The sequence below is a fragment of the Mycobacterium cajalii genome (genome assembly GCF_045809005.2).
GTDB lineage: Bacteria > Actinomycetota > Actinomycetes > Mycobacteriales > Mycobacteriaceae > Mycobacterium.
In genome coordinates this window covers 3,640,834-3,662,936 of record NZ_CM141436.1, presented here as the reverse complement: position 1 = coordinate 3,662,936, position 22,103 = coordinate 3,640,834, and the positions used below count along the sequence as shown (strand labels likewise).

Sequence of the window (22,103 nt, the reverse complement as noted above, 5' to 3'; positions counted from 1 at the left end):
CGCGAGCGTGCATGTCTGTACGGTGACGCGCCGCGTCGGGCGTACAACTGCGCACCCTCGCGAAGGGTGGCGGGCAGATCTAAGCGCCCGCGGCGGCTCTGAAGGTGCTGTTGCGCGTGTCGATCTCCGCCTGGGTGGCCGGCACCAGACGGTCGCCTCCCGGCGCGGCCATCGCCTGGATTCTGGTCGCGAGCGGCCTCTGGTTGCGTTCGTATTGCTCCGATGCCAGGCCGACGTCGCCGGGGTGGACCCGCAGGGCCTGGGTGAGCGACCACGCACCGGTCAGCGCCAGGCTGGTGCCGCGGCCGGTGAGGTTGGAGGTGCAGTGCGCGGCGTCGCCGACGAGGACGACGCGACCGCGGTGCCACGTGGGCATCTGTATCTGGCTGACGGAGTCGAAGTACAGTTCCGGGTCCGCGACAGCTGCCGCGACGAGTTCGGGGACGCGCCATTCGTTGTGTCCGGCGAAGGCGCCGACGAGGATGCGCTTCTGCGCGTCCAGGTCGTGGTAGTCGTATTCGATCCAGTCCGATCGAAACATGAACACCGCCAAGGCTTTATCGTTGTAGGTGGCGATGCCGGCAAGATGACCAGGGTAATTGTAGATGGGGTTGTTGCGCCCGTTGGGCGTATAGCCGGGCAGGGCGGCCAACGCGACGTAGAAGCCGAGATAGCGCAGGAACTGCCGCTCGGGCCCGAAGGCGATTCGGCGGACCGCCGAGTGCATCCCGTCGGCGCCGGCCACCAGGCCGTAACGGTCCCGGGCGCCCGAGGCGAACTCGACGTCGACTCCGGCGCCGTCGTCGTCGAGTGCGGCGACCGATTGCTCGAAGCGGAGCTCCGCCGACGGCCCGAGGTGCTCGTGCAAGATGTTGGTGAGGTCTTCGCGCGGGATCTCGACGTCATCGGCCGAGTCGTTGATCTCATCGAGGGGCGGTTCGGCCACGACGGCCCCGTCGGCGTCGACGAACTGCACGCGTTCGGTCGTGTCCACCCGGCGGTCATTTATCGCCGCTGGCCCAACAAGCAGGAACTGATGCTCGCCGCGCTGGCCCGTCAGGTGGGCAAGGATGTCGTGTCCGTTCCCGACACGGGCAGCCTTCGTGGCGACGTCATCGCCCTGCTTCGGCAAGCCAATAAGCTCAGGGTCGGATTGGCGGTCGCGTTGATGACCCGGCTGGGCGGCTTCTATCAGCAGACCGCCCGCAGCCTGGCCGACCTTCGGGCGTTGATCCTCGGCGACCGCGACGGCGTCCTCGAGCAAGTCATCCAACGCGCCATCGACCGCGGCGAGATTCAGCCGGAACAGGTCACCGGCCGCATCGCACGCCTGCCCGTGGAGCTGTTCCGTTACGAGATCCTCATGACGCTGCAGCCGTTGTCCGATGAGGCGATCGAGGAGATCGCCGACACCATATTTCTGCCCTTGCTCGACGCGCGAAAGAAGCGATGACGCGCCCGCACCGCTTCGGGACGTCGACCACGGTGCCTGCGACTTCTAGGTAGGGTGTCATGGCTGATCATGGCGAACGGGTGACGTCGGACGGAGGTGGTGAGGTGTCGGTTCCCGCCGCGCAGCGCCCCGACGCCGTCGTCGGCGTGCCGCTGTCCGCGCTCGCGGCCCAGGCCGGCGCGGTGCCCGCGGATCGGGGCGCCGTGGTTGCCGACACGCCGATCACCGGCGTGACCCTGCGTGCCCAGGACATACGGCCCGGCGACCTGTTCGCCGCCCTGCCCGGCGCCGCGACGCACGGCGCCCGCTACGGGGCCGACGCGATCGGTCGCGGGGCCGTCGCGGTGCTCACCGACGCCGCCGGGGTGGCCGAGATCGCCGGAACCGCGGCCGTGCCGGTCCTCGTGCACCCCGACCCCCGCCGCGTGCTCGGCGCCCTGGCCGCCACGGTGTACGGCAACCCCTCCGAGCGGCTGACGGTGGTCGGGATCACCGGCACCTCGGGCAAGACCACCACGACCTACCTGGTCGAATCCGGTCTGCGCGCGGCCGGGCGCGTCGCCGGGCTGATCGGCACCGTGGGCATCCGGGTCGACGGCGCCGACGTCCCGAGCGCGCTGACCACCCCGGAAGCCCCGGCCCTGCAGGCCATGCTCGCCGTGATGGCCGAACGCGGCGTGGACACCGTGGTCATGGAGGTGTCCAGCCACGCGCTCACGCTGGGCCGGGTGGACGGCACCGGATTCGCGGTGGGCGGGTTCACCAACCTGTCGCGCGACCACCTCGACTTCCACCCGACCATGGCCGACTACTTCGAGGCCAAGGCGCTGCTGTTCGACCCCGCCTCGCCGCTGCGCGCGCGCCGCGTCGTGGTGTGCGTCGACGACGAGGCCGGGCGCGCGATGGCCGAGCGCGCCGGTGACGCGGTCACCGTCAGCGCCGAAGGCCGCCCCGCCCACTGGCGCGCCTCGGAGGTGGCGCCGCTGGGCGCCGGGGGTCAGCAGTTCACCGCGACGGATCCCGCCGGCGTGCACCACAGCGTCGGCATCCGGCTGCCGGGCCGCTACAACGTCGCCAATTGTCTTGTCGCGCTCGCGAGTCTGGATGCGGTCGGGGTGTCGCCGGAGCAGGCTGCCCCCGGTCTGCTGGAGACCCGGGTGCCCGGGCGGATGGAACAGGTCGACCGCGGCCAGGACTTCCTCGCGCTGGTCGACTACGCCCACAAGCCCGGCGCGTTGCGGGCCGTGCTGACCGGCCTCCAGCGGCCCGGCGGCCGGCTGGCGGTGGTGTTCGGCGCCGGCGGGGAGCGGGATCCGGGCAAGCGGGCCCCGATGGGCGAGATCGCCGCCGAACTGGCCGATCTGGTCGTCGTCACCGACGACAACCCGCGCGGCGAGGACCCCGCGGCGATCCGCCGCGAGATCCTGGCCGGCACGGCTCACGGCAACGCCGAGGTGGTCGAGGTCGCCGACCGGCGCGCGGCGATCCGCCACGCCGTGGGGTGGGCACGCAGCGGCGACGTCGTACTGATCGCCGGCAAGGGACACGAGACCGGGCAGCGCGGCGCGGGGCAGACCCGCCCGTTCGACGACCGGGTGGAACTGGCCGCCGCGTTGGAAGCGCCGGGGACGCGGCGATGATCGATCTGACCGTCGCCCGGATCGCCGAGATCGTCGGCGGCACGCTGGCCGACGTCTCACCGCAGGACGCCGCGCGGCTGCGGGTCACCGGCACCGTCGAGTTCGACTCGCGCGCGGTCGGTGCCGGTGGGCTGTTCCTGGCGTTGCCCGGCGCCCGCTCCGACGGGCACGACCATGCGGGCGCGGCGGTGGCCGCGGGGGCGGTGGCGGTGCTGGCGGCCCGGCCGGTCGGAGTCCCCGCCATCGTGGTGCCGCCCCGAACGGACACGCCCACAACGGGATTCGGGACGTCCGGGCTGCTCGAGCACGACGCTGACGGATCGGGCGCGGCGGTGCTGGCCGCGCTGGCCAAGCTGGCCCGGGCGGTGGCCGACGAGCTGGTGGCCGGTGGGCTGAGGATCGTCGGGATCACCGGGTCGTCGGGCAAGACCTCGACGAAGGACCTGGTGGCCGCCGTGCTGGCACCGCTGGGCGAGGTGGTCGCCCCGCCCGGGTCGTTCAACAACGAACTCGGTCATCCGTGGACGGTGCTGCGCGCCACCCGGCGCACCGACTTCCTGGTGCTCGAAATGTCGGCGCGGCACCCCGGCAACATCGCCGCGCTGGCCGAGATCGCCCCGCCGGCGATCGGCGTGGTCCTCAACGTGGGCACCGCGCACCTGGGTGAGTTCGGTTCCCGGGACGTCATTGCCCGAACGAAATCCGAACTGCCGCAAGCTGTTCCGTCGAAAGGTGTGGTCGTCCTCAACGCAGACGACCCGGTGGTGGCGGCGATGGCGGGGGTGACCGCGGCCCGGGTGGTCCGGGTGAGCCGCGCCGGACCGGGCGACGTGTGGGCCGACGGCGTCGCGCTCGACGAGCTGGCCCGGCCGCGCTTCACCCTGCACGCGCGCGGCGCCGAAGCCGAGATCCACCTCGGCGTCTACGGCGAGCACCAGGTCACCAACGCGCTGTGCGCCGCCGCGGTCGCGCTGGAATGCGGCGCCACCGCCGAACAGGTGGCCGAGGCGCTCGCGCACGCGGGGCCGGTGTCGCGGCACCGGATGCAGGTCACCACCCGCGCCGACGGGGTCACCGTGATCGACGACGCCTACAACGCCAACCCCGACTCGATGCGGGCCGGGCTGCAGGCGCTGGCCTGGATTGCCCACGGCGGCGGGGCCGGTCCCGCCGAAAAGCGCAGGAGCTGGGCGGTGCTGGGGGAGATGGCCGAGCTCGGCGAGGACGCGATAACCGAGCATGATCGCATCGGCAGGCTCGCGGTGCGCTTAGATGTGTCTCGACTCGTCGTCGTGGGAAATGGGAGGTCGATGAGCGCCATGCACCACGGAGCGGTCACGGAAGGTTCGTGGGGCACCGAAGCGGTCAGCGTCCCCGACGGCGACGCCGCCCTGGCGCTGTTGCGGGCCGAGGTGCGCCCCGGTGACGTCGTCCTGGTCAAGGCGTCCAACGCCGCGGGGCTGGGCGCGCTGGCCGACGCCCTGGCCCGGGAGGCGCCAGGGGACGCGCCCGCCGGCGAGGCCCGCCCGTGAGGCAGATCCTCGTCGCCGTCGCAATCGCGCTGACGGTGTCCATCCTGTTGACCCCGGCGCTCATCCGGCTGTTCACCAAGCAGGGCTTCGGCCACCAGGCCCGCGAGGACGGCCCGCCCAGCCACCACACCAAGAGCGGCACGCCGTCGATGGGCGGGGTGGCGATCGTCGCCGGCATCTGGGCCGGCTACCTGGGCACACACCTCGCCGGCCTGGCGTTCGACGGGGAAGGGATGTCCGCCTCGGGCCTGCTGGTACTCGGGCTGGCCACGGCGCTGGGCGGCGTCGGGTTCCTCGACGACCTGATCAAGATCCGCAGGTCACGCAACCTCGGCCTGAACAAGACGGCCAAGATGCTCGGGCAGATCGCCGCCGCGGTGCTGTTCGGGGTGCTGGTGCTGCAGTTCCACAACGCCAGCGGCCTGACCCCGGCCAGCCCGAACCTGTCCTACGTCCGCGAGATCGCCACCGTCACCCTGGCGCCGGCGCTGTTCGTGCTGTTCTGCGTGATCGTGGTCAGCGCCTGGTCCAATGCGGTCAACTTCACCGACGGCCTGGACGGGCTGGCGGCCGGCAGCATGGCGATGGTCACCGCCGCCTACGTGTTGATCACGTTCTGGCAGTATCGCAACGCCTGCGTCACCGCGCCGGGCCTGGCCTGCTACAACGTCCGCGATCCCCTGGACCTGGCGATCGTGGCCGCCGCCACCGCCGGCGCGTGCATCGGCTTCCTGTGGTGGAACGCCGCGCCCGCCAAGATCTTCATGGGCGACACCGGGTCGCTGGCGCTGGGCGGCATCATCGCGGGGCTCTCGGTCACCAGCCGCACCGAGGTCCTCGCCGTCGTGCTGGGTGCGCTGTTCGTGGCCGAGGTCAGCTCCGTCGTGCTGCAGATCCTGGCCTTCCGCACCACCGGGCGCCGGGTGTTCCGGATGGCGCCCTTCCACCACCATTTCGAGTTGGCGGGCTGGGCCGAGACCACGGTGATCATCCGCTTCTGGCTGCTGACCGCGATCACCTGCGGCTTGGGCGTGGCCCTGTTCTACGGCGAGTGGCTGGCCACGATCGGCGCCTGATGAGCGGCATCGAAAAGTCGATGGACCCGTTGGTGCCGGGCGCGCCCGTGCTGGTGGCCGGCGGCGGGGTGACCGGCAGGGCGGCGCTGGCGGCCCTGTCCCGGTTCGGCGTGGCGGTGACGCTGTGCGACGACGACCCGGCCACGCTGCGCGGGTACGCCGAGCGGGGGGTGGCGACCGCGTCCACGACGGCGGCCGCGCAACGCATCTCCGACTACGCGCTGGTGGTGACCAGCCCCGGCTTCGCACCCGGGTCGGCGGTGCCGGCCGCCGCGGCGAGGGCGGGGGTGCCGATCTGGGGTGACGTCGAGCTGGCGTGGCGGCTCGACGCCGCGGGCCACTACGGGCCGCCGCGCCGCTGGCTCGCCGTGACCGGCACCAACGGCAAGACGACGACGACGTCGATGCTGCACGCCATGCTGACCGCCGGGGGCCGCCGCGCCCTGTTGTGCGGCAACATCGGCAGCCCGGTGCTCGACGTTCTCGACGAGCCCGCCGACCTGCTGGCCGTCGAGCTGTCCAGCTTCCAGCTGCACTGGGCGCCGTCGCTGCGGCCCGAGGCCGGGGTCGTGCTCAACATCGCCGAGGACCATCTGGACTGGCACTCCTCGATGGCCGAGTACACGGCCGACAAGGCCCGGGTGCTCGACGGCCGGGTGGCCGTGGTCGGGCTCGACGACGCCCGGGCCGCCGCGTTGCTGGACACCGCGGCCGCGCCGGTGCGGACCGGCTTCCGGCTGGGCGAGCCGGCCCCCGGCGAGCTCGGCGTGCGCGGCGGCCGGCTCGTCGACCGGGCCTTTGCCGATGACCTGGCGCTGGCGGACGTCGACTCGATCGCGGTGCCGGGCCCCGTCGGGGTGCTCGACGCGCTGGCCGCGGCCGCGCTGGCCCGGTCGGTCGGGGTGTCCCCCGAGGCAATCGGGGCTGCCGTCGCCTCCTTCCGGCCCGGCCGGCACCGGGCCGAGGTCGTCGCCGTCGCCGACGGGATCACCTACGTCGACGACTCCAAGGCCACCAACCCGCACGCCGCCGAGGCGTCGGTGCTGGCCTACCCGCGGGTGGTCTGGGTGGCCGGGGGTTTGCTGAAGGGCGCGTCGGTCGACGCGGAGGTCGCCAGGATGGCGTCCCGGCTGGTCGGAGCGGTGCTGATCGGCCGCGACCGCGAGAAGGTTGCAGAGGCGTTATCGCGACACGCGCCGGATGTCCCCGTCGTCCAGGTTGTGACAGGCGAGGATGCTGGTATGGATGCGACTGCTGTGATTTCTGAGATAGATGTGGCAGAAGTGAAACGCACGGGCGGGGATCTCGGTGTTCGCGTCATGACGGCCGCGGTGGCCGCGGCCCGCGACCTGGCGAGGTCGGGCGACACGGTGCTGCTGGCGCCGGCCGGCGCCTCATTCGACCAGTTCAGCGGCTACGCCGACCGCGGCGAGGCCTTCGCGGCCGCCGTGCGTGCGGCCGTCCGGTAGGCGGGTGTGGACAACGCGCTGACCCGGCTGCTGGGCCGGGGCAAGAAAGCCGACGCGGCCGAGTCCGACGCGAGCGAGGCGACCGGCCAGGAGACGGGCCAGGAGACGGGGGACGCCGCCGAGCCCGCCAAGGGTTCGAAGGCCCCGGTCGCGGCCGAAAAGACCGGCCCGCGCCACCGCTTCGGCGCCTGGCTGAACCGGCCGATGACTTCGTTCCACCTGATCATCGCCGTGGCCGGGCTGCTGACGACCCTCGGACTCATCATGGTGCTGTCGGCCTCGGGTGTGCGGTCCTACGACTCCGACGGGTCGGCGTGGGTCATCTTCGGCAAGCAGGTGCTGTGGACGGCCATCGGGGTCGGCGGGGCCTATGTGGCGATGCGGATGTCGGTGCGGTTCCTGCGCCGCGTCGCCTTCACCGGCTACGTGGTCACGGTCATCCTGCTGGTGCTGGTGCTGGTGCCCGGAATCGGCCACCTGGCCAACGGATCCCGCAAGTGGTTCGTGGTCGGCGGGCTGTCGATGCAGCCCTCCGAACTCGCGAAGATCGCCCTGGCCATCTGGGGCGCGCACCTGCTGGCGGCCCGCCGGGTGGAGCGGGCGTCGCTGCGGGAGATGCTGATTCCACTGGTGCCCGCCGCGGTCATCTCGCTGGCGCTGATCGTGGCCCAGCCCGACCTCGGGCAGACGGTGTCGCTGGGCATCATCCTGCTGGCCCTGCTGTGGTACGGCGGGCTGCCGCTTCGCGTGTTCGGCACCTCGCTGCTGGCGGTCTTCGCCGCGGGCGCGGTCCTGGCGATGTCCGCCGGATACCGCTCGGAGCGGGTACGGTCCTGGATCAACCCCGAGAGCGACCCCCAGGACACCGGCTATCAGGCCCGGCAGGCGAAGTTCGCGCTGGCTCACGGCGGCATCTTCGGTGACGGGCTGGGCCAGGGCGTGGCCAAGTGGAACTACCTGCCCAACGCGCACAACGACTTCATCTTCGCGATCATCGGCGAGGAACTCGGATTCATCGGCGCCTTCGGTCTGCTGGTGCTCTTCGGGCTGTTCGCCTACACCGGGATGCGGATCGCGCGCCGGTCGGCCGATCCGTTCCTGCGCCTGTTGACCGCCGCCACGACCATGTGGGTGCTGGGTCAGGCGTTCATCAACATCGGCTACGTGATCGGGATCCTGCCGGTCACCGGCATCCAGCTGCCGCTGATTTCTGCGGGCGGAACATCAACGGCCGCAACGCTTTTCATGATAGGTATCATGGCCAACGCGGCCCGTCACGAGCCGGAGGCGGTGGCCGCGCTGCGAGCCGGGCGCGACGACAAGGTCAACCGGTTGCTGCGGCTGCCGCTGCCGCAGCCCTACGTGCCGACCCGTTTGGAGTCGTTCCGCGACCGCAAGGGCGGTCGCCCGCGGGCGGCGAAGGCCCCGGCGCGCAAGAGCGGCCGCGACGCCGGGGCGCCGCCGCGGCCGGCCGCCCGGCCGGCCCGGCGGTCTGGGGGCGCCGCCCGCGCGCGGGCCAGGCATCATGGATCTGGCCAGCGTGACGCCGGTCAGCGTCAACCGCGGCGCACGCGCGTACTGGAAGGTCAGCGTTACGGGTGAACGACACCGTCGAGAAGTCGGCCGGCGGGCCGGGGGCGAGCCCCCCGCCCGCCGGTGCGTTGTCGGTCGTGCTCGCGGGCGGCGGGACCGCGGGGCACGTGGAGCCCGCGATGGCCGTGGCCGACGCGCTGGCCGCGCTGGACCCGCAGGTCCGGATCACCGCGTTGGGCACCGCGCGCGGCCTCGAGACCCGGCTGGTGCCCGAGCGCGGGTACCGCCTCGAGCTGATCACACCGGTGCCGTTGCCGCGCAAACCCAGCGGTGACCTGGCCCGGCTGCCGTCGCGGGTGTGGCGTGCGGTCCGGGAGGCCCGCGCGGTGCTCGACGGGGTGGGCGCCGACGTCGTGGTCGGTTTCGGCGGGTACGTCGCCCTGCCGGCCTACCTCGCCGCGCGCGGTACCCCCGGCCTCGGGCGGGCGAGCCGCCGCGTCCCGGTGGTGATCCACGAAGCCAACGCGCGGGCCGGGCTGGCCAACCGGGTCGGTGCCCGCTCCGCCGACCGGGTGCTCGCGGCGGTGCCCGACTGCGGGCTGGCGCGCGCCGAGGTCGTCGGCGTGCCGGTGCGCGCGGCCATCACCACGCTGGACCGCGCGGCGCTGCGGGCCGAGGCGCGCGCGTACTTCGGCTTCGCCGGCGACGCGCGGGTGCTGCTGGTGTTCGGCGGCTCCCAGGGTGCGGTGTCGCTCAACCGGGCCGTGTCCGGGGCCGCGGCCGAGCTGGCCGTCGCGGGCGTGTCCGTGCTGCACGCGCACGGGCCCAAGAACACCCTCGAGCTCCGGCATCCCGGGCCGGGCGACCCGCCCTACGTGGCGGTGCCCTACCTGGACCGCATGGATCTGGCGTATGCCGCCGCCGACCTGGTCATCTGCCGGTCCGGGGCGATGACGGTCGCCGAGGTCTCGGCCGTCGGCCTGCCCGCCATCTACGTGCCGTTGCCGATCGGCAACGGCGAGCAGCGGCTCAACGCGCTGCCGGTGGTCGACGCCGGTGGCGGCATGGTGGTGGCTGACACCGCCCTGACCCCGGCCCTGGTCGCCCAACGGGTGGCCGGGCTCCTCAACGACCCGCAGCGGTTGGCGGCGATGACGGCCGCCGCCGCGCGGGTGGGGCATCCCGACGCGGCGCGCCGGGTGGCCCAGGCGGCCCTGGACGTAGCGCGACGGGCGGTGGCGGCCGGGGGGCCTCGATGAACGCCCGGCAGCTGCCGCCCGAGCTGCAGCGGGTGCACATGGTCGGCATCGGTGGTGCCGGAATGTCGGGCATCGCCCGCATCCTGCTGGACCGCGGGGCGCTGGTGTCGGGGTCGGATGCCAAGGAGTCGCGCGGCGTGCACGCGCTGCGGGCCCGGGGCGCGCTGGTCCGCATCGGGCACGACGCCTCGTCGCTGGACCTGCTGCCGGGTGGTCCCACGGCCGTCATCACCACCTACGCCGCGATCCCCAAGACCAACCCCGAGCTCGTCGAGGCCCGGCGCCGCGGCATCCCGGTGCTGCTGCGGCCGGCCGTGCTGGCCCGGTTGATGGACGGGCGCACCACGTTGATGGTCACCGGCACGCACGGCAAGACGACCACGACGTCGATGCTGATCGTGGCCTTGCAGCACTGCGGGCGCGACCCGTCCTTCGCGGTCGGCGGGGAACTCGGCGAGGCCGGAACCAACGCCCACCACGGCAGCGGCGACTGCTTCGTCGCCGAGGCCGACGAGAGCGACGGCTCGTTGTTGCAGTACCGGCCCGACGTCGCGGTGGTGACCAACATCGAGACCGATCACCTGGACTTCTACGGCAGCGCCGACGCCTACGCCGGGGTGTTCGACGCCTTCGTGGAGCGGCTGGCGCCCGGGGGAGCGCTGGTGGTCTGCACCGACGACCCCGGCGCCGCCGCGCTGGCCGAGCGCAGCGCGGAACTGGGTGTCCGCGTGCTGCGCTACGGGTCCGCGGGTGAGAACCTGGCCGGCGCGCTGTTGGCCTGGGTGCAACAGGGCACCGAGGCGGTCGCCCACATTCAACTGGCCGGCGAGCCGCATCCGCGGGTGATGCGGCTGTCGGTGGCCGGCCGGCACATGGCGCTCAACGCGCTGGGCGCGCTGCTGGCGGCGACCCAGATCGGCGCGGCCGCCCACGAGGTGCTCGACGGGCTGTCCGGCTTCGAGGGGGTACGTCGCCGCTTCGAACTGGTCGGCACCTCCGGAGACGGCCATGCGCCGGTGCGGGTCTTCGACGACTACGCCCACCACCCGACGGAGATCAGCGCCACGCTGGCGGCGGTGCGCACGCTGCTCGACCAGACCGGCGAGGGTCGCTGCATCGTGGTGTTCCAGCCCCATTTGTATTCGCGCACAAAGGCTTTCGCTGCCGAGTTCGGTCGTGCGCTGGACGCCGCCGACGAGGTGTTCGTCCTCGACGTCTACGGCGCGCGCGAGCAACCGGTCGCCGGTATCAGCGGCGCCAGCGTCGCCGGGCACGTCAGCGCGCCGGTGCGCTACCTGCCCGACTTCTCCGCGGTTGCCGCAGAGGTGGCCGCGGCCGCCGGTCCCGGCGACGTCATCGTCACGATGGGCGCGGGCGACGTGACCCTGCTGGGCCCCGAGATCGTCACCGCGCTGCGGGTGCGGGCCAACCGCACCGCACCCGGGCGGCCGGGGACGGCGCGATGAGCCAGCCGAACCCCGAGCCGACCGGGGCCGCGCCGACCGACGTGGTGGGCGAGGAGGCCGGCCCCGCGCCGGATTCCCCTGCGACCGCCGAGGCCACCGGGGCCTCCGAGTCCGCCGAGGGCACCGACGGGTCCGCGGGCCGCGCCGACAGCGCCGTCACCGAACCGCTGACGACCGGCGGCGGCGAGGAGGCGGCGCCCGAGGCCGGGCAGGCCGAGTTCGAGGGCCCACGGCGGCGGGCCCGCCGGGAACGGGCCGAGCGCCGCGCCGCGCAGGCGCGTGCCACGGCCATCGAGGAGGCGCGCCGCGAGGCCAAGCGCCGGGCCGGCGGGCGCGTGGCCGCCGAGCCCAAGCCCGTGGCCCGCGGCGTCGTCCGGGGCCTGAAGATGCTGCTGGCCACGGTGGTTCTGGTGCTCGTCGGGATCGGGCTGGGGCTGGTCCTGTATTTCACGCCCGCGATGTCGGCCCGCGACATCGTGGTCAGCGGGACCGGGGCGGTGACCCGCGAAGAGGTCCTGGACGTGGCGCGGGTGCGGCCCGGGACGCCGCTGCTGCAGATCAACACCAAGCAGGTCGCCGACCGGGTGGCCACGATCCGGCGGGTGGCCAGCGCCCGCGTGCAGCGGCAGTACCCCTCGGCGCTGCGGATCACGATCGTCGAGCGGATTCCGGTGGTCGTGGTGGACTTCCCGGACGGCCCGCACCTGTTCGACCGCGACGGCGTCGACTTCGCGACCGCGCCGCCGCCGCCGGCCCTGCCCTACCTCGACGTCGCCGACCCCGGGCCGAGCGACCCGGCGACCAAGGCCGCGCTGCAGGTGCTGACCGCGCTGAGCCCCGACGTGGTCGCCCAGGTGAGCCGCGTCGCTGCGCCCTCGGTGTCCTCGATCACGCTGACGCTGGGCGACGGGCGGGTGGTGATCTGGGGGACCACCGACCGCACCGGGGAGAAGGCCGAGAAGCTGGCCGCGCTGCTGACCCAGCCGGGGCGGACCTACGACGTGTCCAGCCCGGACCTGCCGACCGTCAAGTAGCGCCACGCCCGCCGGGCAGAAAAAAACCGCGCCGCGTGTCGGCGCGCCTGCGGGGTTAGCGGGTGCGGTGCCCATACCGTTCTGTTTGCGCGGAACTACCTGACATAACTCTAAGCCTGAGGTAGAGGTTGAGGGTTTGCCAGGAGGGCGTTCCGCCACCATCCGGAGAAGCTCACAGTGAGACCCCCAACCGGGACACCAGCCCATCAGGGAGGAAAACGAATGATGACCCCCCCACACAACTACCTCGCCGTCATCAAGGTCGTGGGTATCGGTGGCGGCGGTGTCAACGCCGTCAACCGGATGATCGAACAGGGACTCAAGGGCGTGGAGTTCATCGCGATCAACACTGACGCCCAGGCGCTGTTGATGAGCGATGCCGACGTCAAGCTCGACGTGGGCCGCGACTCGACGCGCGGGCTCGGCGCCGGCGCCGACCCCGAGGTCGGCCGCAAGGCCGCCGAGGACGCCAAGGACGAGATCGAAGAGCTGCTGCGCGGGGCGGACATGGTGTTCGTGACCGCCGGCGAAGGGGGCGGGACCGGCACCGGGGGCGCGCCCGTCGTCGCCAGCATCGCCCGCAAGCTCGGCGCGCTGACCGTTGGGGTCGTCACGCGGCCGTTCTCCTTCGAGGGCAAGCGGCGCGGCAATCAGGCGGAAACCGGCATCGCCGCCCTGCGGGAGAGCTGCGACACCCTGATCGTGATCCCCAACGACCGGCTGCTGCAGATGGGCGACGCCGCCGTCTCGCTGATGGACGCCTTCCGCAGCGCCGACGAGGTGCTGCTCAACGGCGTGCAGGGCATCACGGACCTGATCACCACGCCGGGCCTGATCAACGTCGACTTCGCCGACGTGAAGGGCATCATGTCCGGCGCGGGCACCGCGTTGATGGGGATCGGCTCGGCCCGCGGTGAGGGCCGCTCGCTCAAGGCCGCCGAGATCGCCATCAACTCGCCCCTGCTGGAGGCGTCGATGGAGGGTGCCCAGGGCGTGCTGATGTCGATCGCCGGCGGCAGCGACCTGGGCCTGTTCGAGATCAACGAGGCGGCGTCGCTGGTGCAGGACGCGGCCCACCAGGACGCCAACATCATCTTCGGCACCGTCATCGACGACTCGCTCGGCGACGAGGTGCGGGTCACGGTCATCGCCGCGGGCTTCGACGCCGCCGGACCGGGCCGCAGGCCCGTCGTGGGCGACGGCGCCGAAGGCAGCGCCGCGGGCGGCGGCGGGGCGCACCGGATCGAGTCGGCGAAGGCGGGCAAGCTCAGCTCGACGCTGTTCGAGCCGGTGGACGCCGTCAGCGTGCCGCTGCACACCAACGGGGCGACGCTGAACATCGGCGGCGACGACGACGACGTCGACGTGCCGCCTTTCATGCGCCGCTGAGACCGTGGAGGTCACAATGCGGTCCCGACCTCCTCAGACAACGATGTCGGGGCCGCTTGGCCGCCAACGTTTTCCCGATACTGGTGGGGTGAGCCTTCGGATCAGGCGAGTGACGACGACCCGCGCGGGCGGCGTGTCGAAGCCGCCGTTCGACACCTTCAACCTCGGCGACCACGTCGGCGACGACCCGGCGGCCGTCGCGGCCAACCGGAGCCGGCTGGCCGCCGCCACCGGCCTCGGCGCCGATCGGGTGGTGTGGATGGACCAGGTGCACGGGGACCGCGTCGAGGTGGTCGACGGGCCGCGCGAGGGCGCGGTCGGCGACACCGACGCGCTGGTGACCGGCACGCCGCGGCTGGCGCTGGCGGTGGTGACGGCTGACTGCGTGCCGGTGCTGCTGGCCGACGCGCGCGCCGGGGTGGTCGCGGCCGTGCACGCCGGCCGGGTCGGCGCCCAGCGCGGCGTCGTGAACCGCGCGGTGGAGGCCATGCAGCGCCTGGGCGCGCAGGTCGCCGACGTCTCGGTGCTGCTCGGCCCGGCGGTCAGCGGCGCCAACTACGAGGTGCCCGCCGCGATGGCCGACGAGGTCGAGGACGCCCTGCCGGGCAGCCGCACCACCACCTCGGCCGGGACGCCCGGGCTCGACCTGCGCGCCGGGATCGCCCGCCAGTTGAGGGATCTGGGCGTCACCTCGATCGACGTCGACCCCCGCTGCACGGTGGCGGACCCGACGCTGTTCAGCCACCGCCGGGGCGCGCCGACGGGCCGGCTGGCGTCGCTGGTCTGGATGGAGTGACCGCGGTGACGGGGGGTCTGCCCGACGGCGACCGCGAAGCCGAACTGACGCACGCCCTGGCGGCCGTGCGGTCGCGACTGGCCGCGGCGGCGGAAGCGGCGGGCCGCAACGTCGCCGAGATCGAACTTCTCCCGATCACCAAGTTCTTCCCCGCCACCGACGTGGCGATCCTGGCCCGCCTGGGCTGCCGGGCCGTCGGCGAGTCGCGGGAACAGGAGGCCTCGGCCAAGGTGGCCGAACTGGCCCGGCTGGCGGGCGCCGCGCCGCGCACCGAGTTGCCGCCCGTCAACTGGCACATGGTGGGCCACATCCAGCGCAACAAGGCCCGGTCGGTGGCCCAGTGGGCGCACACCGCGCACTCGATCGACAGCCCGCGGCTGGTGACCGCCCTCGACAAGGCCGTGGCCAAGGCGCTGGCCGAGGCCCGCCGGCAGCAGCCGCTGCGCGTCTACGTCCAGGTCAGCCTCGACGGGGACGTGTCCCGCGGCGGCGTCGACGTGGGGGCGCCGGGCGCGGTCGACGAGCTGTGCGCGAAGGTCGCCGGTGCCCCGGCCCTGGAACTGGTCGGGCTGATGGCCGTCCCGCCGCTGACCTGGGACCCCGAGCGGGCCTTCGACCGGCTCCAGGCCGAACACCGGCGGGTGCTGCAGTCGCACCCCGGGGCGGTCGGCCTGTCGGCCGGCATGTCCGCCGACTTCGAGATCGCCGTCAAACACGGTTCGACCTGTGTGCGTGTCGGTACCGCGCTATTGGGCCCGCGGCCGCTACCGTCACCGTGAGTAGTCACTGTAGTCACATCTTCATCACAGACAACACCACTGCGAGAACCTTCCCAGGGCTAGAAGGGGTCAACACGATGAGCACTCTGCACAAGGTCAAGGCCTATTTCGGGATGGCCCCGATGGAGGATTACGACGACGAGTACTACGACGACCGTGCGCCCTCCCGCGGTTTCCCCCGCCCGCGCTTCGACGACGGTTACGGCCGCTACGAGGGGCGCGACTACGAGGACCCCCGGGACCTTCGGGACCCCCGGGACCCGCGCGGCGAGCCGGCCGACTATGCCCCGCCCGGGTACCGCGGCGGCTACGCCGAGGAGCCCCGCTACGGTTCGGTCCACCCCCGCGAGTTCGAGCGGCCCGACATGCCCCGGCAACAACGCTTCGGGTCGTGGCTGCGCAACTCCACCCGCGGCGCGCTGGCGATGGACCCGCGCCGGATGGCGATGCTGTTCGACGAGGGCAGTCCGATGTCGAAGATCACCACGCTGCGTCCCAAGGACTACAGCGAGGCCCGGACCATCGGCGAGCGGTTCCGCGACGGCACCCCGGTGATCATGGACCTGGTCTCGATGGACAACGCCGACGCCAAACGGCTGGTCGACTTCGCGGCCGGCCTGGCGTTCGCGCTGCGCGGCTCGTTCGACAAGGTCGCGACCAAAGTGTTCCTGCTGTCACCCGCCGACGTCGACGTGACGCCGGAGGAGCGCCGCCGGATCGCCGAGACCGGGTTCTACGCCTACCAGTAGGGGCCCGCTGCGCGCCGCGGCAGGGCTCGGGCGTCCCCGCCCACACGGGCCGTACCCGGCTCAGATGTGTGCCCGCGGTCGCAGTCGGTACGCTGACGATGACCGCCTAGCGTGCGGCGCTTGACATCTCATCGGTAAGGTCGGGTCTCCCGTTGGTTCTGTTCTTTCAGATTCTTGGTTTTGCGCTGTTCATCTTCTGGCTGCTGCTCATCGCCCGGGTGGTCGTCGAGTTCATCCGCTCGTTCAGCCGGGACTGGCATCCCACCGGCGTCACCGTGGTGATCCTGGAGATCATCATGTCCATCACCGATCCGCCGGTGAAACTGCTGCGCCGGCTGATCCCGCAACTGACCATCGGCGCGGTGCGTTTCGACCTGTCCATCATGGTGCTGCTGCTCGTCGCCTTCATCGGTATGCAGTTGGCGTTCGGCGCCGCGGCGTGAGGGTTGCCGGCAAACGGGGCACCGGTAGGAAGACGGTTCGGCCACGTTTCAGCCTCGATTTGGCGCGCGCGATTTCAAATTTCCGAGGATTGGGATTTTATTGGCCTCGATGTCTGAAATCCGTTCTTATAAATTGGCCTAATCGGCAACGTTCGGGTCTGGTGTGACAGGATGGACGGCAGTTGCACGACGGCTAGCACTCCGTTCTACACTTTCTGGAACGTTTGACAGGAACTTGAGGGGACGAAACAATGCCGCTTACACCAGCCGACGTCCACAATGTGGCGTTCAGTAAGCCACCCATCGGCAAGCGGGGCTACAACGAAGACGAGGTCGACGCCTTCCTTGACCTCGTAGAAACCGAGTTGACGCGGCTCATCGAAGAGAATTCCGATCTGCGCCAGCGGATCGAGGAACTCGACCAGGAACTGGCCTCCGGCGGGGGTGCCGGGGGTGCGGTCGCCGCCCAGGCCACGCAGGCGATTCCCGTCGTCGAGCCCGAACCCGAGCCGGCCAAGCCGGCGCCCGTCGTGGCCGCCGCGCCCGCGGAGCCGTCAGGCAGCAACGAGGAGCAGGCCATGAAGGCCGCCCGGGTGCTGACGCTGGCGCAGGACACCGCCGACCGGCTCACCAGCACGGCCAAGGCCGAATCGGAGAAGATGCTCGCCGATGCCCGCGCCAACGCCGACCAGATCCTCACCGAGGCTCGCAACACCGCCGAGACCACCGTGGCCGACGCCCGGCAGCGCGCCGAGGCGATGCTGTCCGACGCGCAGACCCGCTCGGAGGCGCAGCTGCGCCAGGCCCAGGAGAAGGCCGACGCCCTGCAGGCCGACGCCGAGCGCAAGCACTCCGAGATCATGGGGACCATCAACCAGCAGCGCACGGTGCTCGAAGGCCGCCTCGAACAGCTGCGTACCTTCGAACGCGAGTACCGCACCCGGCTCAAGACCTACCTGGAATCTCAGCTCGAGGAGCTCGGCCAGCGCGGATCTGCCGCACCCGTCGACTCCAGCGCCGACGCCGGCGGGTTCGACCAATTCAACCGGGGCAACAACTAGCGGACCCCCGCGGTCGGCGCCCTGGAGCCGGCCTGGACCTGAACGTTCCCTCGTCGGCTGGAGGATGACCCGATGCTGATCATCGCGCTGGTGTTGGCCCTCATCGGGCTGGTTGCGTTGGTGTTCGCGGTCGTCACCAGCAACGAGTTGGTGGCGTGGGTGTGTATCGGCGCCAGCGTCCTGGGCGTGGTGCTGTTGATCATCGACGCCCTGCGCGAACGTCAGCAGCGTGGCGCGGGCGAGGAACAGCAGGGCGAAGAGCCCGCGGCCGACGATGCGGCCGCATACGTCGACTATCCGGAGGAAGCTGCGGACGAACGGCCCGCCGCGGACGCCAACGTCACCGAGTCGTTCGAGGAAGCCGCCACTGAAGCGGGTGTGCCCGGCGACGGCCGACGTGACGACCCGGCGAAGTAGCCGCCGCGGGCCTCAGCCGGTCGGCGTGCCGAGAAGTTCGCGGGCCTCGTCGTCGCCGACCTGGTGGAAGTCGTCGTAGACCTGCCCGACGGCCTCGAATCGGGGCGGCATGGTCGCGCACACCACGTCGTCGGCCTCCCGGGCGAGTTCGCGACAGACCGACCCGTTAGTTGTGGGGGTCAGTGTCGGTGGCGAGTGGACATAGGCAATCACAAAAAATCCACTCCGATGCAGTTCGGAGCGGATTTACGGACACTGCTAGCTAAGAAATTGATCGTCGTCCGCGGCCGGGCTAAGGGTCGAGTTGTGCGGGGGCGACCCTGCACCCGGCGGCTTGGGCTCCGGTGTGCAGGCGTCGGTCCCAGACAGCGACGATCAGGCCGGGTTCACCGACAGCCAACGCGCTGGCCAGATGAACTGCGTCGGCTCCGCGCAAGGCGTGGGCTCGGGCGAGGTGGCCGGCGTGCTGTTCAACCGTCGCGGTGAGTTCGACTGGGCGGGTGGCGGCCCAGAAGTCCTCCCACTCACGCTCGGCACCGGCGAGCTCGGTTTCGGTTAGGTCGTGATTGCGGGCTGCTGCGGCGAGTGCAGCGCGGACTTCGGGGTAGGCCAGGCGGCTGGATAGTGCGGCGTCGCAGCCGTCCCATAGCGCTGTCGCCAACGAGCTTCCTGTCTCGGTGGTGAGAAGTTTGACGAAGGCGCTGGCGTCGAAGTAGACGAGCGGCACCGGTCAGCGCCGCTGGTCGCTGACCCGGTCAGACACCGGCCGTCGCGGTCGGGGCCTGGGCCGGCCCGAAGCGACGGGCCGCGGCGCAGTGGCCTTGCCAATCACGCCTTCGGCCGTGAGACGCTCCAAGGCGCCTGCGTTGTCCACCGCGGTCAGTCGCGCGACCGGAATCCCACGGTCGGTGATGACGACCTCACCACCGGCCCGAGCTCGGTCGAGCCAATCGCTGAGGTGTGCGCGCAACTCGGTCACGGATACATCCACACCGTAAACTGTACACTCACTGAACCGTAATTTGTACATGTCACTACTGAGCGTGCTCGGTGCGGCGACCGGGGCGGAACGCGCCGAGGTGTACGCGAGCCTGGGGCTCCGCCTTGATTACGATCCGCATCTGCGACAAGTCAAGGCGACGGCCGACTTGAGTCATCGCGCCGGATGTGTGATCGCGGCTTCGCCGCTCAACACACTCCGGCGGCTCGGAAATGAATGCGAGCATTCATTTCGCTCGCCTCAGTCGCGTGTCCGAGGGGGGACTTGGCCATGTGCGACACGAGTTCAGGTCTTTGAGTTGAGTTGATGATCAGCAGCTTTCTTACGGCTGGTGATGACTGCGGCTGCGCCGGCAAGGTCGGGCGTCTCGGCCGCGTCAGGTGCCCTCGGCGTCCGTTCCAGGGAAGACGAACCCACCTAGACTCGGTGGTCGTTGATCCTGTTGTCCTGCTCTGTTTCGCAAAGTACCATGTTTCTCATGGTGCGAAATGCGGCAATTCGAGAAACGGATGTGCGTAACGCAGCGGTCGAGACGCTGCGCTCGCGACTGCCGCCGTCCTGGCGTGTTGAGACCGACATCGAACCCGACCGCGCCTTCGATTTCCGGATGACATTGACCACCGACGACGGCGCCGCCGTCGATTTCCTGGCCGAAGTGAAGCTGTCGACGAATCGCCTCCCGGTGCAGGACATCACAAGGCAGCTGCGCACCATGGCCTCCGCCCTCGGGGACGCTCCTCTGCTGTACGTCAGCGAGTACGTCAGCCCGCCGCTCCGGCGTGAACTGGACGAGGCCAACATCAGTTACCTGGACACGACCGGCTGGGTCAGCCTGACGGCCTCCGATCCGCCGGTGCTGATCCGCCTAGAGGGTGCGTCCAAACCGCCGCGGCCCCGAGAGTCGACGGCAACCGTCCGCCTCACCGGCCCCGCCACAGCGCGCACCATCCGCACCCTCCTCGAACGACAACCACCGTGGGGGATCCGCGAACTTGCGGATCTGTCGTCGAGCAGCGCCGCAGCGGTCTCCAAACTGATGCCAACTCTGGTCGATGCCGGAGCGATCGAGCGATCCGAGGACGGCACCATCATCCGCGTACGGAAACGCACCCTCCTCGATCGCTGGGTTACCGACTACAGCTTCACCAACGGCAATGGTGTTGTCCTGGACTACATCGCGCCACGAGGTGTCGCACGCACCCTCGACCGAATCCGGGGGCGCGACGACATAACCGCCACCGGCTCGGCTGCCGCCCGCGAGTACCTTCCCACGGACATCACCTCAGTTGTTCCTCTGACTGTGCTCACTCTCTACGCCGAGGACATCACCAGTACCGCCAGCAGTTTCGGGCTCGTCCGCGGCGACCGTGCGACCAGCAACGTCATGATCACGACCCCGCGAGATCGCACATTGCTCACCAGTGCGGACATCACCGCGACGGGATTGCGGGTCGCACCTGTCTCCCAGGTGCTCGCGGACCTGCTGACCCTTCCCAAAGGCCGCCTCGCCCAAGAGGCCGAGCAGCTCATCGACGTATTGGCAAGGAGCGACGATGCCTGGAGAGAATGAGTTCGTTCACGCACCAGAGTATGTCGCGGCGCGAGCCGTACTGCTCGACGCTCTTGACGCGCTCGATGGGCACCTGTCGACGATCATCGTCGTCGGCGCCCAAGCCGTGTATTTACACACTGGTGCTGGCGACTTTGTTGAACCACCGATGACCACCGACGGCGACCTGGCCCTTAATGCGGAGTCGCTGAAAACTAGCCCTGAAATCACTGCTGCCATGGCAGCTGCGGGCTTCAACCAGGGCGCAAACCCTGGTCGATGGACGGGCCGCGGCGAAGTGGCAGTCGACATCATGGTTGCACCGTTTCAGTCAGGTCGCACGGCCAAAGATGCACGCTCAGCGCGGCTGATGGGGCACGGAAAGTGGTCTGCCAGACCGACGGCCGGTCTGGAACCCGCCCTCGTCGACAATGGCCCGCACACTCTGCACGCATTAGACCCAGGCGATCATCGCTGCGTTCAGGTCAATGTCGCAGGACCGGCCGCACTCTTGGTCGCCAAGATCGTCAAGTTCGAGGAACGGCTCAACGACATCAAGGCCGAAGGCAAGCGGGTGAAGCAGAAAGACGCGTTGGACATGCTGCGCCTGCTTCAAGCTGTGGACACCGATGATTTGACTGTCGGTTTTCGCCTGCATATCGCCGACTCGCACGCACGAGATGTCAGCGTCCGCGCGTTGGGTTTTCTCGAAAAGGAAGGCACGTCAGCGACTTCGGCCCTGCCGCAGGCTGCCGCGGCGGTCGACGGCGGCAACCCCATCACAGCGCCCAGCTTCGCGGCTTTGGCACAGGATCTCCTCGGTCGTGTTCGCGACGAGTTGGGTGTCACGCCTTGACTGTGAGCGCTGGACGCTGCCAGCGCCGGTGGCGGTGCCATATCGTCTGATGCTCGGTTGATTTCAGTCCGCGTACCTCCTGAAGGTGGAACCCGTACAGTGCTCGTACGCCGCGGGCGCCCCGTCGAAGGCAGGCGTGGGCAAGTCCGGGAAACCGCACGTGTGTCCCGACTGCCACCTGGCGCATCCTGGGGGACTGCTGGTGACCGGACATATCGCGGCGGGGCGGATGCGTCGTAACCCCGTCCTACGCTGGCATGACCAAGCTGGAGGAGGAACTGGGGATGAACAAAGCCGAGCGCCTGTGGAATTTGCGGGACGGCGTGCTGGCGTGGCTGTACGGTCTGCGGGTCGACGGGGCGGCCATCGCGGAGGCCCTGCCCGCGCCCTTCATGGCCGCGACTTCCTGGTCGGACACCGAGGTCACCCGCGTGGAGTTGAACGCGGCGGTTGAGTGGCTCAAGGACGAAGGCTACGTCGACGGAATCGGCATGTTGACCGGCGTTCAAGGTGAGCATGTTGGCGGCGTTCTCGGTGAGGATGATTAGCGCGATTTGGTGTTCACGCTGACGCTGTGATGCTCGCGGTGACGGTGTCGGCCG

Annotated in this window: 20 protein-coding genes and 3 pseudogenes; 19 read left to right on the top strand and 4 right to left on the bottom strand. The window is 70.8% G+C overall.

All coding sequences use genetic code 11. The annotated features are described in order from the left end of the window. Positions 1-79: 79 nt before the first annotated feature. Positions 80-994 (bottom strand): FAD-dependent monooxygenase, encoded by a 915-nt coding sequence (locus tag ACJ512_RS17365; RefSeq protein ID WP_407689211.1) that lies wholly within the window; start codon positions 992-994, stop codon positions 80-82. 42 nt (positions 995-1,036) lie between these two features. Between ACJ512_RS17365 and ACJ512_RS17360 the strand changes: the two genes are divergently transcribed. From ACJ512_RS17360 to ACJ512_RS17285, 16 genes and pseudogenes are all read left to right on the top strand, one after another. Beyond that, positions 1,037-1,453: a TetR-like C-terminal domain-containing protein gene (locus ACJ512_RS17360; RefSeq protein ID WP_407689212.1), complete on the top strand. Its 417-nt coding sequence runs from the start codon at positions 1,037-1,039 to the stop codon at positions 1,451-1,453. A 59-nt stretch (positions 1,454-1,512) separates the two neighbouring features. Further along, a complete protein-coding gene (locus tag ACJ512_RS17355; protein ID WP_407689213.1) occupies positions 1,513-3,093 on the top strand; it encodes a UDP-N-acetylmuramoyl-L-alanyl-D-glutamate--2,6-diaminopimelate ligase in 1,581 nt (526 codons plus the stop codon). Next, entirely contained in the window at positions 3,090-4,625 is a 1,536-nt protein-coding gene (locus ACJ512_RS17350; RefSeq protein ID WP_407689214.1) for a UDP-N-acetylmuramoyl-tripeptide--D-alanyl-D-alanine ligase, read from the top strand. The genes ACJ512_RS17355 and ACJ512_RS17350 overlap by 4 nt, the downstream gene beginning before the upstream one ends. After that, entirely contained in the window at positions 4,622-5,701 is a 1,080-nt protein-coding gene (gene mraY, locus ACJ512_RS17345; RefSeq protein WP_407689215.1) for a phospho-N-acetylmuramoyl-pentapeptide-transferase, read from the top strand. The genes ACJ512_RS17350 and mraY overlap by 4 nt, the downstream gene beginning before the upstream one ends. After that, positions 5,701-7,170 (top strand): UDP-N-acetylmuramoyl-L-alanine--D-glutamate ligase, encoded by a 1,470-nt coding sequence (murD, locus tag ACJ512_RS17340; RefSeq protein ID WP_407689216.1) that lies wholly within the window; start codon positions 5,701-5,703, stop codon positions 7,168-7,170. The genes mraY and murD overlap by 1 nt, the downstream gene beginning before the upstream one ends. Positions 7,171-7,176: 6 nt before the next feature. Beyond that, positions 7,177-8,772, top strand: coding sequence for a putative lipid II flippase FtsW (gene ftsW, locus ACJ512_RS17335; protein WP_461479778.1), 1,596 nt, complete (start codon positions 7,177-7,179; stop codon positions 8,770-8,772). Beyond that, a pseudogene (gene murG / locus ACJ512_RS17330) lies at positions 8,769-9,958 on the top strand (undecaprenyldiphospho-muramoylpentapeptide beta-N-acetylglucosaminyltransferase); the annotation flags it as partial. The gene ftsW and the pseudogene murG, both read left to right, overlap by 4 nt. After that, complete coding sequence (gene murC, locus ACJ512_RS17325; RefSeq protein WP_407689745.1) at positions 9,959-11,428, top strand: UDP-N-acetylmuramate--L-alanine ligase; 1,470 nt, start codon at positions 9,959-9,961, stop codon at positions 11,426-11,428. After that, a complete protein-coding gene (gene ftsQ / locus ACJ512_RS17320; RefSeq protein ID WP_461479777.1) occupies positions 11,425-12,462 on the top strand; it encodes a cell division protein FtsQ in 1,038 nt (345 codons plus the stop codon). The genes murC and ftsQ overlap by 4 nt, the downstream gene beginning before the upstream one ends. A 225-nt stretch (positions 12,463-12,687) precedes the next feature. Next, positions 12,688-13,851 carry a cell division protein FtsZ gene (gene ftsZ, locus ACJ512_RS17315; RefSeq protein ID WP_407689257.1) on the top strand — a complete coding sequence of 388 codons (1,164 nt, stop codon included), beginning with the start codon at positions 12,688-12,690 and terminating at the stop codon, positions 13,849-13,851. Between the two features lie 88 nt (positions 13,852-13,939). Then, on the top strand, positions 13,940-14,647 hold the full coding sequence (gene pgeF, locus ACJ512_RS17310; protein WP_407689255.1) for a peptidoglycan editing factor PgeF: 708 nt from the start codon (positions 13,940-13,942) through the stop codon (positions 14,645-14,647). A 5-nt stretch (positions 14,648-14,652) separates the two neighbouring features. After that, positions 14,653-15,426, top strand: a complete 774-nt coding sequence (locus tag ACJ512_RS17305) for a YggS family pyridoxal phosphate-dependent enzyme (protein WP_407689254.1) — start codon at positions 14,653-14,655, stop codon at positions 15,424-15,426. Between the two features lie 77 nt (positions 15,427-15,503). Beyond that, positions 15,504-16,175 (top strand): cell division protein SepF, encoded by a 672-nt coding sequence (locus tag ACJ512_RS17300; protein ID WP_407689253.1) that lies wholly within the window; start codon positions 15,504-15,506, stop codon positions 16,173-16,175. A gap of 152 nt (positions 16,176-16,327) precedes the next feature. After that, complete coding sequence (locus tag ACJ512_RS17295) at positions 16,328-16,618, top strand: YggT family protein (RefSeq protein WP_067900480.1); 291 nt, start codon at positions 16,328-16,330, stop codon at positions 16,616-16,618. 251 nt (positions 16,619-16,869) lie between these two features. Beyond that, a complete protein-coding gene (gene wag31 / locus ACJ512_RS17290) occupies positions 16,870-17,679 on the top strand; it encodes a DivIVA-like cell division protein Wag31 (RefSeq protein ID WP_407689252.1) in 810 nt (269 codons plus the stop codon). A gap of 72 nt (positions 17,680-17,751) precedes the next feature. Then, positions 17,752-18,096 (top strand): SUR7/PalI family protein, encoded by a 345-nt coding sequence (locus ACJ512_RS17285; RefSeq protein ID WP_407689251.1) that lies wholly within the window; start codon positions 17,752-17,754, stop codon positions 18,094-18,096. Positions 18,097-18,108: 12 nt separating this feature from the next. On the opposite strand, the pseudogene ACJ512_RS17280 reads toward ACJ512_RS17285, so the two are convergent. The 3 genes and pseudogenes from ACJ512_RS17280 to ACJ512_RS17270 all read right to left on the bottom strand — a co-directional run. Then, positions 18,109-18,255 (bottom strand): annotated as a pseudogene (locus ACJ512_RS17280) (phosphoribosyltransferase); the annotation flags it as partial. Between the two features lie 133 nt (positions 18,256-18,388). Then, positions 18,389-18,823, bottom strand: coding sequence for a type II toxin-antitoxin system VapC family toxin (locus ACJ512_RS17275; protein WP_407689250.1), 435 nt, complete (start codon positions 18,821-18,823; stop codon positions 18,389-18,391). Positions 18,824-18,826: 3 nt separating this feature from the next. Continuing rightward, positions 18,827-19,132, bottom strand: a pseudogene (locus ACJ512_RS17270) (type II toxin-antitoxin system Phd/YefM family antitoxin); the annotation flags it as partial. Between the two features lie 442 nt (positions 19,133-19,574). Between ACJ512_RS17270 and ACJ512_RS17265 the strand changes: the two are divergent. From ACJ512_RS17265 to ACJ512_RS17255, 3 genes are all read left to right on the top strand, one after another. Further along, positions 19,575-20,666 (top strand): hypothetical protein, encoded by a 1,092-nt coding sequence (locus ACJ512_RS17265; RefSeq protein ID WP_407689249.1) that lies wholly within the window; start codon positions 19,575-19,577, stop codon positions 20,664-20,666. Then, positions 20,650-21,501 carry a hypothetical protein gene (locus ACJ512_RS17260; RefSeq protein WP_407689248.1) on the top strand — a complete coding sequence of 284 codons (852 nt, stop codon included), beginning with the start codon at positions 20,650-20,652 and terminating at the stop codon, positions 21,499-21,501. Before ACJ512_RS17265 ends, ACJ512_RS17260 begins: the two co-directional genes overlap by 17 nt. A 257-nt stretch (positions 21,502-21,758) precedes the next feature. Continuing rightward, the gene (locus ACJ512_RS17255) at positions 21,759-22,049 is read left to right on the top strand and encodes a hypothetical protein (protein WP_461479776.1); all 291 of its coding nucleotides are present in this window, start codon (positions 21,759-21,761) and stop codon (positions 22,047-22,049) included. The last annotated feature ends 54 nt before the right edge of the window (positions 22,050-22,103 follow it).